This is a genomic window from Streptomyces sp. NPDC111516, assembly GCF_055635345.1.
This window is the reverse complement of sequence record NZ_JBVKBV010000007.1, coordinates 310579-325748: the sequence shown is the minus strand read 5'-3', so window position 1 is coordinate 325748 and position 15170 is coordinate 310579. Positions and strand designations below refer to the sequence as shown.

Sequence of the window (15170 nt, the reverse complement as noted above, 5' to 3'; positions counted from 1 at the left end):
ACTGCTGCTCAACCTTGCATTCGATCTTGCTCAGTTGGTCGCAAGTGGACTATACCTGTCGGCGTCTGCACAGCCGTTTCCGGCGACGCGGACAGGGGGACACGGGGGAACGGCCGAGGACGGCACAAGAGGTGCGATCCGATGTCCGAACTCCCTCAACCCCCCACTGCACATGGCTAGCCTGAAATCAGCACCACCCAAGCGCAACTGACCGCGGTGGCGGGGCCCTTCGCCTGTCTGGCGAATATCGACGGGCGACCGGTACACACCGCCTGAGTCCTGGAGAAGGCGAGGACTTGAGCATGGGATCCACCTCCGCCCACAAGAATGAGGGCCTTGGCCGTCGCGATGTGATCAAGCGATCTGCCGCACTCGGTCTGATCGCCGTGCCGACGATGAGCTTCCTGTCGGCGTGTGCAAGCAGCGACAGCAGCAGCGACAAGAAGGTCGAGAAGGGCAAGACCAGCAAGGCGAACCCGCTCGGCGTCAACGAGACGGCTCCCCTCGACGTAGTCATCTTCGACGGTGGTCTCGGCCAGCAGTACGCCCTCGACGCGGAGAAGAAGTACAACGCCGCGTTCCCGAAGGCCCCGAAGGTCAAGCACACCGCGACCCAGAAGATCCAGTCGCAGCTGCAGCCGCGCTTCAACGGCGGCACCCCGCCGGACCTGATCGACAACTCCGGCGCCGAGCAGATGGACATGGGTGTCCTGGTCGGCAAGAAGCAGCTGCTCGACCTCACACCGCTGATGGACGCCCCGTCCATCGACGACCCGAGCAAGAAGGTCCGCGACACGCTGCGCCCGGGTGTCCTGGAGATGGGCCAGTTCGACGGCGACCCCGTCTGGATCATGTACTACGCGTACTCCGTGTACGGCGTCTGGTACTCGCAGACCGCCCTCGACAACCTCGACGCGCAGTACCCCGAGAACTGGGACGACATGCTCGCCCTCTGCGCGAAGGCGAAGAAGAAGGGCATCGCCGGCTGGACGTACCCCGGCAAGTACCCGTACTACCTGCCGTTCTCGCTCTACCCGTTCATCGCCAAGATCGGTGGCCGGGAGGTACTCGACAAGATCGACAACTTGGAGCCGAACGCCTGGATGGACCCCGCGGTGAAGGCGGCGTTCGAGGCGTACTACGAGCTGTACCAGAAGGGCTACATCCTCAAGGGCACCCCCGGCCTGACCCACATCCAGTCGCAGACCGAGTGGACCAAGGGCAAGGCGCTGTTCATCCCGAACGGTTCGTGGGTGGAGAACGAGGCGGCGCCGACCACGCCCAAGGACTTCAAGATGATGGTCGCGCCGCCGTCCGGCCTGGACTCGTCCGACAAGATGCCGTTCGGCACCATCTGGGCCTCCGGCAGCGAGCCCTTCATCGTGCCGGCCAAGGCGAAGAACAGCGAGGGCGCCATGGAACAGCTGCGCATCATGCTCTCCGAGGAGTCCTCGAAGAACTTCACCAAGCAGGTCAAGTCGCTCAGCGCGTTCAACGGCGGCACCGACGGTCTGACCCTGTCGACCGCCATGCAGTCCGGAGTCGACTCGCTGAAGAAGGCCGGCGACAACGTGGTCAACCCGCGTCTGCAGGACTGGTACGTGAAGCTCCAGAAGGAGCAGATCGGTGTCGCCGGTATCGGCGAGATGATGGCGGGCCGCGCGACCCCGGCGGAGACCCTCAAGAAGATCCAGGCCTTCGCCGACGCGGCGGCCAAGGACCAGTCCATCAAGCACTTCAAGCACCAGTGAGCAACCGTCACCAGCGGCGGCACCCGCGGAAAGATCGGGGTCGGTAAACGATGCAGCATGGCAAGTACCGTTTCATCGTGGGGTTCTTGGCAGTCCCACTGGCGTTGTACGCGGTCTTCGTCATTTGGCCGTTCATCCAGTCCATCTACTACTCGTTCACGGACTGGACCGGCCTGAGCCCGGACTTCAAGATGGTCGGGTTCGACAACTACACGAGGATGCTGAAGGACGACATCTTCTGGAAGTCGTTGCAGCACAGCGTGTTGCTCGTGCTGCTGCTGCCGCTGGTGACGCTGGGCCTGGCGCTCTTCTTCGCCTTCATGCTCAATGTCGGAGGCCGGCGGCGCAAGAACGCCGCGGTCTCCGGCGTGCGGGGCTCGTCCTTCTACAAGATCGCCTATTTCTTCCCGCAGGTGCTCTCGATCGTCATCGTCGCCCTGCTCTTCCAGTTCGCTTTCAACCCCACCAGCGGGATGCTGAATTCGACACTGAAGGCGATCGGTCTGGGGTCCATCCAGCCGGACTGGCTGGGCGATCCGAGTCTCGCGCTGGTCTGCGTCATGTCGGTGCTGGTCTGGTCGACGGTCGGATTCTTCGTCGTCCTGTTCTCCGCGGGAATGGCATCCATCCCCAAGGACTTCTACGAGGCGGCGCTCCTCGACGGCGCCAACCGCTTCACCACGTTCTTCCGCATCACGCTTCCGTTGCTCTGGGACACGGTGCAGTCGGGCTGGGTGTACATGGGGATCCTGGCTCTCGGCGTGGAGGCGTTCACCGCCGTACAGGTCATGACCGTGGGCCCCGGTGGTCCCGACTACTCGACCACGGTCCTTCCGCTGTACGTGTACCAGACGGCCTTCCGCGACGGGCAGGCCGGATACGCGACAACGATCGGTGTCGGACTGCTCGTCGTCACCATGGCCTTCGCCGCCATCGTGATGCGACTGGGCCGGCGCGAGCGGCTGGAGTTCTGATGCTGCGATTGACGGGGGCCGGCCCCCGGATCACCGGCAGGCACCACAGGTCGGTCTCCGTGTCCGGCTCGAAAGTACGAGGTGAGTACACGTGAAGACGACTGACACCCCTCCCGCGGCACCGGCGGCCGACCCGGCCCCGGTGGCCAAGGCGCCCGCGTCCGCCGTCAAGGAGAAGAGCGGCGAGGGCCAGGTCCTCAATGTCTTCTCGCACGGTGTGCTGATCATCTGGGCGATCCTGGTCGTCCTGCCGCTGCTCTGGGCGGTGATGGCGTCCTTCAAGACGGACGACTCGATCCTGTCGACGCCGTGGGCGCTGCCCGACAAGCTGCACTTCGAAAACTGGTCGCGCGCCTGGACCCAGGCGCACATGAGCGACTACTTCTTCAACACCGTCGTGGTGGTGGGCTGCTCGCTCGTCGGAACCCTGCTGCTCGGGTCGATGGCGGCGTACGTACTGGCGCGGTTCGACTTCCCCGGCAACCGCTTCATCTACTACCTGTTCATCGGCGGGATGAGCTTCCCGATCATCCTGGCGCTGGTCCCGCTGTTCTTCGTCATGAACAACATGGGCCTGCTGAACACGCGGCACGGACTGATCATGGTCTACATCGCGTATTCGCTGCCGTTCACCGTCTTCTTCCTCACCTCTTTCTTCCGGACACTGCCGAGCTCGGTGGCGGAAGCGGCGATGATCGACGGGGCCTCGCACACCCGGACGTTCTTCCAGGTGATGCTGCCGATGGCGAAGCCCGGCCTGATCAGCGTCGGTATCTTCAACTTCCTCGGGCAGTGGAACCAGTACATGCTGCCGACGGTGCTCAACACCGATCCGAACCACCGGGTGCTCTCCCAGGGTCTGGTCGAACTGGCCACCAGTCAGGGGTACAAGGGTGACTGGTCCGGTCTCTTCGCCGGTCTGGTGATGGCGATGCTGCCGGTCCTCGCGGCCTACATCATCTTCCAGCGCCAGGTCGTCGCCGGGCTCACCGCGGGTGCGGTGAAGTAGCACTCGTACCCTCCGCACACACGAACCGCCCGTCGGCCACGCGCCGGCGGGCGGTTCGTGTGTGTGCGGGAGGCCGCCCCGGGTGAGGGCACCGTGCTCATCCGAGGCTTCGCATGCTCAAGGTCTTGACGGGGAGTACCTCAAAACGCTCAGCTTAGAGTTCACATGTTAGAGAAATCGGTAGGAGTGAGAGAGTCGATGGAGACTCCGGGTTCGCAGACATCTCTGCATCGCGCCAACCTTGAGCGGGTGGTGCGCGCGGTACGCATGGCGGGCTCGCTCACCCAGGCGGAGATCGCACGGAGCACCGGCCTGTCAGCGGCCACCGTCTCCAACATCGTTCGCGAACTGAAGGACGGCGGCACGGTCGAGGTGACCCCCACCTCGGCGGGCGGCCGGCGGGCCCGCAGCGTCTCGCTCAGCGGCGAGGCCGGCATCGTGATCGGCGTCGACTTCGGTCATACGCATCTGCGGGTGGCGATTGGCAACCTCGCCCACCAGGTGCTCGCCGAGGAGTCCGAACCGATGGATGTCGACGCCTCGGCGGCGGAGGGGTTCGGACGGGCGGAGCGCCTGGTCAAACGGCTCATCGAGACGACCGGGGTCAGCCCGGACAAGGTGATCGGGGTGGGCCTCGGTGTTCCCGGCCCGATCGACGTCGAGTCCGGCACCCTGGGCTCCACGTCGATCCTGCCGGGCTGGACGGGCATCAACCCCAGCGAGGAGCTCGCGGGCCGGCTCGGCGTGCCGGTACACGTCGACAACGACGCCAACCTGGGCGCGCTCGGCGAGCTGGTCTGGGGGAGCGGCCGCGGGGTCAAGGACCTCGCGTACATCAAGGTCGCCAGCGGTGTCGGCGCCGGTCTGGTGATCGATGGGAACATCTACCGGGGGCCGGGCGGCACGGCAGGCGAGATCGGGCACATCACGATCGACGAATCGGGCCCGGTCTGCCGCTGCGGCAACCGCGGATGCCTGGAGACGTTCACCGCCGCACGCTACGTCCTGCCGCTGCTCCAGCCCGGTCACGGGGCCGATCTCACCATGGAACGGGTGGTCCAGCTGGCCCGCGAGGGCGATCCGGGCTGCCGCCGGGTGATCGCGGACGTCGGGCGCCACATCGGCAGCGGGGTGGCCAACCTCTGCAATCTGCTCAACCCCAGCCGGGTGGTGCTCGGCGGTTCGCTCGCCGAGGCCGGCGAGTTGGTGCTCGCACCGATCCGCGACTCGGTCTCCCGCTACGCCATTCCCAGCGCGGCCCGGCAGCTCTCGGTGCTGCCGGGGGCGCTCGGCGGCCGGGCCGAAGTGCTGGGTGCGCTCGCCCTGGTGCTGAGTGAGATGGGGGATTCAACCCTTTTGGAAAGCACCTTGTCGTCAACCGCCCCGGCTTCACTTAGATAACGAATGGCACCGTTGTCATCTCGTTAAGGATTTACTCCTTGACGCTGACGTCGCAGCCGAGTTGACTTCCTGCCACCTCGGCCGCACCGTCGCGGCCTCGTCAGGGAGGCAACCCCACATGAACGCAACGACGCGACGCATCGTCATAGGCACGGCCGCAGTTTCCATGGCCGTCTCCCTCGCAGCCTGTGGCAAGGCCGGCGACGACAAGGACTCCGGCAGCGGCGGCGACAGCAAGACCATCGGCCTGCTCCTGCCGGAGAACAAGACCACGCGTTACGAGACGTTCGACCGCCCCATCATGGAGGCGAAGATCACGCAGCTGTGCGGTGACTGCAAGGTCAAGTACAACAACGCCGCGCAGGACAGCGAGACCCAGAAGAAGCAGTTCGACGCGCTCGTCACGCAGGGCGTGAAGGTCATCATCCTGGACACCGTCGACTACAAGGCCGCGAAGTCCTGGGTCCAGCAGGCCGCGAAGAAGGGCGTCAAGGTCGTCGCGTACGACCGTCTCGCCGAGGGCCCGATCTCCGCCTATGTGTCGTACGACAACGAGAAGATCGGCCAGCTCCAGGGCGAGGCGTTGGTCAAGGCGATGGGCGCCAAGGCCAAGGACAGCAACGTTGTCATGATCAACGGCTCGCCGACCGACCCGAACGCCCCCTTCTTCAAGAGGGGCGCGCACAGCGTCCTCGACAAGCAGGTCAAGAAGGTCGTCTACGAGCAGGACATCCCGGACTGGTCGGCGGACGAGGCCAACAAGAAGATGGGAGCGGCCATCGACTCCCTGGGCAAGGACGGCTTCCAGGGCGTCTACTCCGCCAACGACGGCATGGCCGGCGGCATCATCACGGCCCTGAAGAAGCAGGGTGTGAAGGTTCCGGTCGGCGGTCAGGACTCCGAGCTCGCCGGTCTGCAGCGCATCCTCACGGGCGAGCAGGCCTTCTCGATCTACAAGCAGATCAAGCCGGAGGCCGAGACCACCGCCGAGATCGCCGTCCGGCTGCTCAAGGGCGAGAAGATCGACGACCTGGCCCCGGTCAAGGTCGACAGCCTCTCGGGCGAGTTCAAGGGCACCCCGTCCAAGCTGTACGACGCCTCGGTCGTGACCAAGGAGAACATCGCCTCCACGATCGTCGCCGACAAGGTCTACAAGGTCGAGGAGATCTGCACCGCCCAGTACAAGGCGGCCTGCGACGCCGCCGGCGTCAAGTAGTCACCCGCCGGCAGACGTCACCCCGGTCCGGTCCGGCGCCCGCCCCGTCACATGCCCCGCAGCAGGGGCGGGCGCCGGACTTCCCACCGGTTCCGGTCACCGCACGCGGCTGCCCTCAGGGGCGCGGCGCGAAGCCCCGGCCGGCACGGAACCCCCTCCCCGGGCGCGGTCTCGGCGCGTGGTCGTCCCCCGGCGACGACGTTCCGAGGCGGTCCCCGGAGACGTTCCGGTCTTCCCGGCGGCCCGGTGACCGGCACCGCCCCCTGTGCTCAGCAGTACCATCCCCGCCGGTCAGGCGGCGAAGGAGATGATTCACGTGTCCGCTACGCCCGTGCTGGCGTTGCGCGGAATCTCCAAGCGGTTCGGCGCCGTCCAGGCGCTCACCGATGTGGACCTGGAGATTCGCTCCGGCGAAGTGGTCGCCCTGGTCGGCGACAACGGCGCCGGCAAGTCGACCCTCGTCAAGACCATTTCGGGTGTTCACCCGATCGACGAAGGCACCATCGAGTGGGAGGGTGAACCGGTCCGCATCAACCGGCCGAACGACGCCCAGGAGCTCGGAGTCGCCACCGTCTACCAGGACTTGGCGCTCTGCGACAACCTCGATGTGGTCGCCAACCTCTTCCTCGGCAGCGAACTGCGCAAGGCCTCCGTCCTCGACGAGATCGGGATGGAGAAGCGCGCCAAGGAACTGCTGGACACGCTGTCCATCCGGATACCCAGCGTCCGTATCCCGGTCGCCTCGCTCTCCGGCGGTCAGCGCCAGGTCGTGGCCATCGCCCGCGCCCTGATCGGTGACCCCAAGGTCGTCATCCTCGACGAGCCGACCGCCGCTCTCGGCGTGGAGCAGACCGCCCAGGTCCTCGACCTCGTCGAGCGGCTGCGCGAGCGCGGCCACGGCGTCATCCTCATCAGCCACAACATGGCCGACGTGCGCGCTGTCGCCGACAAGGTGGCGGTGCTGCGGCTGGGCCGCAACAACGGAGTCTTCGACGTGGCGACCACGTCCCACGAGGAGATCATCTCCGCGATCACCGGTGCCACGGACAACGCCGTCACGCGCCGTCAGGCCCGCACAGCCACGAAGGAGGACGCGAAGTGAGCGACCTCGCCAAGACCCCCGAAACCGCCACCGACGAGTCCGCCGCGGCGACACCCGCGGCCGAGCCCTCGGCGGCCCCCGCCCCCGCGGTGGACCCGCGCCTGCTCGTCCGCGAGGAGGGCTTCAAGGGCTACTGGTCCGAGTTCACCCGCAAGGTGCGCGGCGGCGAGCTCGGCTCGCTGCCGGTCCTCGTCGGCCTGATCGTCATCGCGGTCGTCTTCCAGTTCCAGAACAGCAACTTCCTCTCCGCCAGCTCCATCGCCAACGTCGCCGTCTACAGCTCCGGCCTCGGCATCATGGCGGTCGGCATCGTCTTCGTGCTGCTGCTCGGCGAGATCGACCTGTCCGTCGGCTCGGTCGCCGGTGTCGGCGCGGCCGTCTGGGCCGTGCTCAACGTCAACCACGGTTGGAACGACTGGTCGGCGGTCCTCGTCGCGGTGCTCTCCGGCATGGTGCTCGGCGCGTTGCACGGCTTCTTCTTCGCCAAGATCGGGGTGCCGGCCTTCGTCGTCACCCTGGCCGGTTTCCTCGGCTGGAGCGGTCTGCAGGAGTGGATGATGGGCGGTGAGGGCTCTATCAACACGCCGTCCGGCAGCATCGTCGAGAACCTCACCAACTACTTCTTCGAGGACAAGGCCGTCGCATACGGTGTCGCCCTGGTCGCCGTCCTCGCCTACGCCGCCTCGCTCCTGATGGACAGCCGGCGCCGCGGGGCCGCGGGCCTGCCGGCCCGTCCCACCACTGAGGTCCTGCTCCGCACGGGCATCGTCGCGATCCTGTGCTTCGCCGTCGCGTACGTCCTGAACGAGCCCTCCGGCGCCCGCGGCCTGCCGCTGGCCCTGGTGATCTTCCTCGCCGTGCTGGTCGTCGCGGACTTCGTGGCCCGCCGGACCACCTTCGGCCGCCAGGTCTTCGCGGTGGGCGGCAACCCGGAGGCCGCGCGCCGTGCCGGTATCAACGTCGACCGGGTCCGGATCACCGTCTTCGCGCTCTCCGGAATGCTGGGCGCCTTCGGCGGCCTCTTCATCGCCAGCCTCTCCGGCGGCGCCACGAAGAGCGTCGGCGGCGGCAACACGCTGATGCTGGTCATCGCCGCCGCCGTCATCGGTGGCACCAGCCTCTTCGGAGGCCGGGGCAAGGTCTGGTCCGCGCTGCTCGGCATGATCGTGATCCAGTCGATCCAGCAGGGCCTGAACATGATCGGTATGGCCAACGCCATTCAGTACATGATCACCGGCGCAGTTCTGCTGGCCGCCGTGGTCATCGACTCGGTCTCCCGTCGCACCCAGAAGACCGCAGGTCGCGCCTGACATCGCGGCCGCCCCACCCAGTGCCCGGCGCCCCGATCGAGACGCCGGGCACTGTCGGCTGCGGGACGGGTGGGGCAGCACACCCCCCGCCCGATGACCTCGCGCGCGGACGGAACACTAGACTCATCGGATCGGCATGCTCGACCAGCTCGAACGCTAAGGAGGAACGGGTGGCTCTGCTGACCCGCATCGGTGGACCGCGCGACCTGGACCGGCTCACTCCCGAGCAGCTGGACCAGCTCGCCGAAGAGATCCGGACCTTCCTCGTCGACGCCGTTTCGAAGACCGGCGGACACCTCGGCCCCAACCTGGGTGTGGTCGAGCTGACCATCGCCCTGCATCGGGTCTTCGACTCGCCGAAGGACAAGGTGCTGTTCGACACCGGTCACCAGAGCTATGTGCACAAGCTCCTCACCGGTCGCCAGGACTTCTCGAAGCTCAAGAGCAAGGGCGGCCTCTCCGGCTACCCCTCCCGCGCGGAGTCCGAGCACGACGTCATCGAGAACTCGCACGCCTCCACCGTGCTCGGCTGGGCCGACGGCCTCGCCAAGGCCAATGAGGTGCTGGGCAAGGACGACCACGTCGTCGCGGTCATCGGTGACGGCGCGCTCACCGGCGGTATGGCCTGGGAGGCGCTGAACAACATCGCCGCCGCCAAGGACCGCCCGCTCGTCATCGTCGTCAACGACAACGAGCGCTCCTACGCGCCGACCATCGGCGGCCTCGCCAACCACCTCGCGACGCTGCGCACCACCGACGGCTACGAGCGTTTCCTGGCCCGCGGCAAGGACATCCTGGAGCGCACCCCCGTCGTCGGGAAGCCGCTGTACGAGACGCTGCACGGCGCCAAGAAGGGGCTGAAGGACTTCATCGCCCCGCAGGGCATGTTCGAGGACCTCGGCCTGAAGTACGTCGGCCCGATCGACGGCCACGACATCGCGGCCCTGGAGTCCGCGCTCCAGCGCGCCAAGCGCTTCGGCGGGCCCGTCATCGTGCACTGCCTCACCGAGAAGGGCCGCGGCTACACCCCCGCCCTGCTCGACGAGGCCGACCGCTTCCACGCCGTCGGCAAGATCCACCCCGACACCGGCCTCCCCGTCGCCACCTCGGGCCTCGACTGGACCTCCGTCTTCGGCGAGGAGATGGTCAAGCTGGGCAAGGAGCGCAAGGACATCGTCGCGATCACCGCGGCCATGCTCCAGCCGGTCGGTCTGACCAAGTTCGAGAAGGCGTTCCCGGACCGGATCTACGACGTCGGGATCGCCGAGCAGCACGGCGCGGTCTCCGCGGCCGGCCTCGCCACCGGCGGACTGCACCCCGTCTTCGCGGTGTACGCCACCTTCCTCAACCGCGCCTTCGACCAGGTCCTGATGGATGTCGCGCTGCACAAGTGCGGTGTGACCTTCGTCCTGGACCGGGCCGGCGTCACCGGCACCGACGGCGCCTCGCACAACGGCATGTGGGACATGTCGATCCTGCAGTGCGTGCCCACGCTCCGGATCGCCGCCCCGCGCGACGCCGACCAGGTCCGCGCCCAGCTGCGCGAGGCCGTCGAGGTCGACGACGCGCCGACCGTGGTCCGCTTCTCCAAGGGCGCGGTCGGCCCGGCGGTCAAGGCCGTCGGCCGGGTCGGCGGCATGGACGTCCTGCGCGAGCCCGGCACCACCCGGCCGGACGTCCTCCTCGTCTCCGTCGGCGCGCTCGCCCCGATGTGCCTGGAGATCGCCGGTCTGCTGGACGCCCAGGGCATCTCGACGACCGTGGTCGACCCGCGCTGGGTCAAGCCGGTCGACGAGGCCATGGCCCCGCTCGCCGAGCGGCACCGGGTCGTGGTCACCGTCGAGGACAACAGCAGGGCCGGCGGCGTCGGCTCCGCCGTCGCCCAGGCCCTGCGCGACGCCGGGGTCGACCTACCGCTGCGCGACTTCGGCATCCCGCCGCGCTTCCTCGACCACGCCTCCCGCAAGGAGGTCATGGCCGAGATCGGGCTGACCGCCCCGGACATCGCCCGCCAGGTCACCGGCCTGGTCGCCAGGCTGGAGGGCCGCTACGAGCCGGGCGCGGACGACGCCTCCGTCGCCGTCGAGCCCGTCCGCGACTGAGAGCCTGTCGGGCTCTCGGTCGCGGACCAAGGGCACGGGCGGCCTCCGGACCTCGGTGCCACGGGGCCGTACGAGCGAACCGCGATACGGCCGATGGGCCCTTCGGAGCACCCCGTACGGGTGGTCCGAAGGGCCCATTCGCGTGAAATCGCCCGGTCCGGAGCCCTCCGTGGCAGGCGTGGTCCCAATCATGGCGTACACGACGAGTGCGTGGAGGTACGCCGGTGACTGCCCAGCAGGACACACCACCCAGCAGTGATGGACTGTTCCGGACCAAGACGGTCGAACAGTCCATCCGCGATACCGAGGAGCCGGAGCACGCGCTCAAGAAGTCCCTCTCCGCGCTGGACCTCACGGTCTTCGGAGTGGGCGTCATCATCGGCACCGGCATCTTCGTGCTCACCGGCAAGGTCGCCAAGGAGACCGCCGGCCCCGCGACCGCACTCGCCTTCGTCGTCGCGGGCGCCGTCTGCGCCCTGGCCGCGCTCTGCTACGCCGAGTTCGCCTCCACCGTCCCCGTCGCCGGCTCCGCGTACACCTTCTCCTATGCCTCGCTCGGCGAGCTCGTCGCCTGGATCATCGGCTGGGACCTGGTGCTGGAGTTCGCGCTCGGCACGGCTGTGGTGGCGGTCGGCTGGTCCGGCTATGTCCGCTCGCTGCTGGACAACTTCGGCTGGACCTTGCCCGATGCGCTCTCCGGAACCGATGTGGCGAAAGGATTCGGCTTCGACATCCTGGCCTTCGTGCTGGTGCTCGTCCTGACCGTCGTGCTGGTGCTCGGCATGAAGCTCTCGGCCCGGGTCACGACGGTTGTCGTCGCCATCAAGCTCGCCGTGGTGCTTATCGTGATCATCGCCGGACTGTTCTTCATCAAGGCCGCCAACTACTCGCCCTTCATCCCCGAGGCTCAGCCACAGCCCTCCGGTTCCGGACTGACCGCGCCGTTGGTCCAGCTGATGTTCGGTTTCGCGCCCACGAACTTCGGCGTCATGGGCATCTTCACCGCCGCCTCCATCGTCTTCTTCGCCTTCATCGGCTTCGACGTGGTGGCCACCGCCGCCGAGGAGACGAAGGCTCCGCAACGTGACATGCCACGAGGCATCCTCGCCTCGCTCTTCATCTGCACCCTGCTCTATGTCGCCGTTTCGCTGGTGGTCACGGGCATGGAGCACTACACCGAACTGTCCGTCGAAGCCCCGCTGGCCGATGCCTTCAAGGCCGTCGGCCATCCCGTCTATGCCGGGTTCATCAGCTTCGGCGCCGCGATCGGCCTCACCACGGTCTGTCTGATCCTGCTGCTCGGCCAGACCCGGGTGTTCTTCGCGATGAGCCGCGACGGGCTGCTCCCGCGGTTCTTCTCCGTGACGCACCCGCGCTACCGCACCCCGTACCGTCCGACCATCCTGCTCGGCGTGATCATCGCGATCGTCGCGGGGTTCACGAGCATCAACGAACTGGCGACGCTGGTGAACATCGGTACGCTCTTCGCGTTCGTCGTCGTCGCCCTCGGCGTCATGGTGCTGCGCCGCACCCGCCCCGATCTGCACCGCGCCTTCCGGACCCCCTGGGTGCCGCTGGTCCCGATCCTCTCGGTGGCCGCCTCGGTGTGGCTGATGCTCAATCTGCCGGCCGAGACCTGGCTGCGGTTTGCCATCTGGATGATCGTCGGCGTGATCATCTACTTCGCGTACGGGCGCGGCCACAGCAGGCTGGCGCGGGGCGATGCCCGGTAGTCGCGGAGAGTCCGGCGTGTCCTGCCTCGCGGATACCATGACCGTATGACTTGGCTGATCACGGGTGGTGCGGGTTTCATCGGGGCACACGTCGTAAGGGCGATGCTCGACGCGGGCGAGCAGGCCGTCGTGTACGACGACCTGTCCACGGGTGACCCGAACCGGGTTCCCGAGGGCGTGCCCTTCGTCAAGGGTTCGACGCTCGACCGTGTCGCCCTGGACCGGAGCCTCGCGGAGTTCGGCATCGACGGAGTCGTCCACCTCGCCGCGAAGAAGCAGGTCGCCGAGTCCGTGGCCCGCCCGCTCCACTACTACCGGGAGAACGTGCACGGGCTGCAGAACCTCCTCGAAGCCGTCACGGCGGCCGGCGCGCGCCGCTTCCTCTTCTCCTCGTCCGCCGCCGTGTACGGCCTCCCCGACGTCGACCTGGTCAGCGAGGAGACTCCATGTGCTCCGATCAATCCGTACGGCGAGACCAAACTCGTCGGTGAGTGGATGGTGCGCGCGGCGGGTGCCGCCCACGGCATGGCGACCGCTTCGCTCCGTTACTTCAACGTCGCGGGTGCGGCCGGACCGCGGCTCGCCGACACGGGCGTCTTCAACCTGATCCCGATGGTGTTCGAGAAGCTCACCGAGGGCCGTGCTCCGATTGTCTTCGGCGACGACTACGCGACTCCGGACGGTACCTGCGTCCGCGACTTCATCCACGTCGAGGACCTGGCCTCCGCCCACGTCACCGTGGCGCGCGCTCTGGGGGAGCGCGGTGACGGGACCGACCTGACGGTCAACGTCGGCCTGGGTGAGGGGGTTTCGGTGCGCGAGATGATCTCGCTGATCGGCGAGGTCACGGGATACGGACCGGCGGCGGAACCGACCGTGTCCCCCCGGCGCCCGGGTGACCCGGCCCGGGTGGTGGCCTCGGCCGGCCGTATGCGGGAGGAACTGGGCTGGACGGCCCGGCACGACGTGCGCGAGATGGTTGCGTCGGCCTGGGAGGGCTGGTGCCTGTACCACCCCGAGGCGCGTCGCTGAGGGCGGCCCGGAACGGATGATGCGGCGATGCCCCGGGGTGTTTTCACCCCGGGGCATCGCCGCATCGCATGTCGCCGAACGGGCCATCAACCGCCGGTGGCGGGCGACTTCTTCGCGGACTCGGGAATGGTGGCGTCCTTCCGGATCGCCTTCCACAGCTCACCGGCCTGCGGCTCCGCCGCCACGACCCGGTTGGGATCCAGCTTGTCGTACGCCACGGGCAGCATGATCGTTTCCATCGAGCCCGGGTCCACACCGTTCATCGAACGGCCGAACTCGGCAAGCGACGTCAGCGAGGCCAGCCCGGAATCGGTGGTCAGCGATTTGGTGATCGAGTTGGCGATCTTGTACGAGTTCGTCGGACTGCCCAGCAGATCCTGGGACTTCACCTCGCTCAGCAGGGCCAGCAGGAACTGCTGCTGGAGCCCGATGCGGCCGAGGTCGCTGCCGTCCCCGATGCCGTGGCGGGTACGGACGTAGGCGAGGGACTCGGTGCCGTCGAGCTTGTGCGGGCCGGCCGTGAGGTTCAGCCCGGACGACTTGTCGTGGATGTCCTGCGGTACGTCGACCGTGACGCCGCCGATCGCGTCGACCAGGTCCTTGAACCCGGCGAAGTTGATCTCCACGTAGTGGTCGATGCGCACCCCTGACATGCTCTCCACGGTCTTGACCACGCAGGCCGGACCGAAACCGGCGTACACGCCGTTGAACATCACGCGGTTCGCCGACGGCGTCGTCGAACCGTCGGCCTTGGTGCACTCGGGCCGGGTCACCAGGGTGTCGCGGGGTATGGACACCGCGACGGCCTTCGTCCGGCCCTCGGGTATGTGGACCACCATCGCGGTGTCGGAGCGCGCGCCACTGACGTTACCGCCGCCGCCCAGCTCCTTGTTCTCCGCACCGGCCCGGGAGTCCGAACCGAGGACCAGGAGGTTCTGGCCGCTGGTGGGGAGCTTTTCGGGGCGGTCGTCGCCGAGTGCCTTGTCGATGTCGACGCCCGTGATGTTCCCGTCGAGCCGGCTGTACAGCCAGTAGGCGGTTCCACCCCCGGCCACCACGAGCGCGAGCAGGGTGAAGAGGATGCCACGCCTGATGCGCTGCCCGCGCGTGCGCACCTTCCCGGCCTTGCGGCTCCTGGGCTTGCGGCGGGATTGCAGATCGGAGTCGTCAGACATACACACAGCTCGTCATCGTCTGGGCCCCTGGGTCAGTGGGGTAACCACTGAGGCGAGTCGGCCCCTCCCTGTCGATCGGCTGCCGGAGCCGGAGGAGGGGGGATGGTACGGGTCCGCCGACCGCGTCGTCGAGGGTTCTCCGGACGACGGAATCGCAGGCGGGCACCAACTGATCGCACACGTGTTGACTGATCGCACGCGTGCTGATCGAGCGGATGCTGGAGCACTATAGACAGATTTCCTGACGGGAAGGGAGAGTGCATATCTTCTTGGAAGCTGGGAGTTGCCTGAATCCCTGGTTCCACTTCAGAGGGGATCACCGGACGGATGGCACGCTGAAGGGACCGCCGAGGGGGGCACGGCAC

At 67.5% G+C, this 15170-nt stretch carries 11 protein-coding genes; 10 read left to right on the top strand and 1 reads right to left on the bottom strand.

The genetic code is table 11. From position 1 onward, the window contains the following. The first annotated feature begins 302 nt into the window (after nucleotides 1–302). The 10 genes from ngcE to galE all read left to right on the top strand — a co-directional run bounded on the left by ngcE (nucleotide 303) and on the right by galE (nucleotide 13630). Nucleotides 303–1751: an N-acetylglucosamine/diacetylchitobiose ABC transporter substrate-binding protein gene (gene ngcE / locus ACZ7L9_RS17090; RefSeq protein WP_471415953.1), complete on the top strand. Its 1449-nt coding sequence runs from the start codon at nucleotides 303–305 to the stop codon at nucleotides 1749–1751. Nucleotides 1752–1801: 50 nt separating this feature from the next. Further along, complete coding sequence (locus tag ACZ7L9_RS17085; protein WP_471415952.1) at nucleotides 1802–2725, top strand: carbohydrate ABC transporter permease; 924 nt, start codon at nucleotides 1802–1804, stop codon at nucleotides 2723–2725. A gap of 91 nt (nucleotides 2726–2816) precedes the next feature. Next, a complete protein-coding gene (locus ACZ7L9_RS17080) occupies nucleotides 2817–3734 on the top strand; it encodes a carbohydrate ABC transporter permease (RefSeq protein ID WP_471415951.1) in 918 nt (305 codons plus the stop codon). A 198-nt stretch (nucleotides 3735–3932) separates the two neighbouring features. Beyond that, a complete protein-coding gene (locus ACZ7L9_RS17075) occupies nucleotides 3933–5135 on the top strand; it encodes an ROK family transcriptional regulator (protein ID WP_471415950.1) in 1203 nt (400 codons plus the stop codon). A gap of 118 nt (nucleotides 5136–5253) precedes the next feature. Beyond that, nucleotides 5254–6351, top strand: a complete 1098-nt coding sequence (locus tag ACZ7L9_RS17070; RefSeq protein WP_471415949.1) for a substrate-binding domain-containing protein — start codon at nucleotides 5254–5256, stop codon at nucleotides 6349–6351. 307 nt (nucleotides 6352–6658) lie between these two features. Continuing rightward, nucleotides 6659–7453: an ATP-binding cassette domain-containing protein gene (locus tag ACZ7L9_RS17065; protein ID WP_471415948.1), complete on the top strand. Its 795-nt coding sequence runs from the start codon at nucleotides 6659–6661 to the stop codon at nucleotides 7451–7453. After that, complete coding sequence (locus tag ACZ7L9_RS17060; RefSeq protein WP_471415947.1) at nucleotides 7450–8763, top strand: sugar ABC transporter permease; 1314 nt, start codon at nucleotides 7450–7452, stop codon at nucleotides 8761–8763. The genes ACZ7L9_RS17065 and ACZ7L9_RS17060 overlap by 4 nt, the downstream gene beginning before the upstream one ends. Before the next feature lie 170 nt (nucleotides 8764–8933). Further along, nucleotides 8934–10865 (top strand): 1-deoxy-D-xylulose-5-phosphate synthase, encoded by a 1932-nt coding sequence (gene dxs, locus ACZ7L9_RS17055; protein ID WP_471415946.1) that lies wholly within the window; start codon nucleotides 8934–8936, stop codon nucleotides 10863–10865. A 224-nt stretch (nucleotides 10866–11089) separates the two neighbouring features. Then, nucleotides 11090–12598 (top strand): amino acid permease, encoded by a 1509-nt coding sequence (locus ACZ7L9_RS17050; protein ID WP_471415945.1) that lies wholly within the window; start codon nucleotides 11090–11092, stop codon nucleotides 12596–12598. 45 nt (nucleotides 12599–12643) lie between these two features. Beyond that, nucleotides 12644–13630, top strand: coding sequence for a UDP-glucose 4-epimerase GalE (gene galE, locus ACZ7L9_RS17045; protein WP_471415944.1), 987 nt, complete (start codon nucleotides 12644–12646; stop codon nucleotides 13628–13630). Nucleotides 13631–13716: 86 nt separating this feature from the next. Here galE and ACZ7L9_RS17040 read toward each other — a convergent pair whose 3' ends face one another. Then, nucleotides 13717–14805 carry an LCP family protein gene (locus ACZ7L9_RS17040; protein ID WP_471415943.1) on the bottom strand — a complete coding sequence of 363 codons (1089 nt, stop codon included), beginning with the start codon at nucleotides 14803–14805 and terminating at the stop codon, nucleotides 13717–13719. Nucleotides 14806–15170 lie beyond the last annotated feature (365 nt).

Coding starts and splice junctions, on each gene's coding strand:
- ACZ7L9_RS17070 (WP_471415949.1), top strand. CDS start 5,254: ATGAACGCAACGACGCGACGCATCGTCATAGGCACGGCCGCAGTTTCC.
- ACZ7L9_RS17085 (WP_471415952.1), top strand. CDS start 1,802: ATGCAGCATGGCAAGTACCGTTTCATCGTGGGGTTCTTGGCAGTCCCA.
- ACZ7L9_RS17075 (WP_471415950.1), top strand. CDS start 3,933: ATGGAGACTCCGGGTTCGCAGACATCTCTGCATCGCGCCAACCTTGAG.
- ngcE (WP_471415953.1), top strand. CDS start 303: ATGGGATCCACCTCCGCCCACAAGAATGAGGGCCTTGGCCGTCGCGAT.
- galE (WP_471415944.1), top strand. CDS start 12,644: ATGACTTGGCTGATCACGGGTGGTGCGGGTTTCATCGGGGCACACGTC.
- ACZ7L9_RS17065 (WP_471415948.1), top strand. CDS start 6,659: ATGATTCACGTGTCCGCTACGCCCGTGCTGGCGTTGCGCGGAATCTCC.
- ACZ7L9_RS17040 (WP_471415943.1), bottom strand. CDS start 14,805: ATGTCTGACGACTCCGATCTGCAATCCCGCCGCAAGCCCAGGAGCCGC.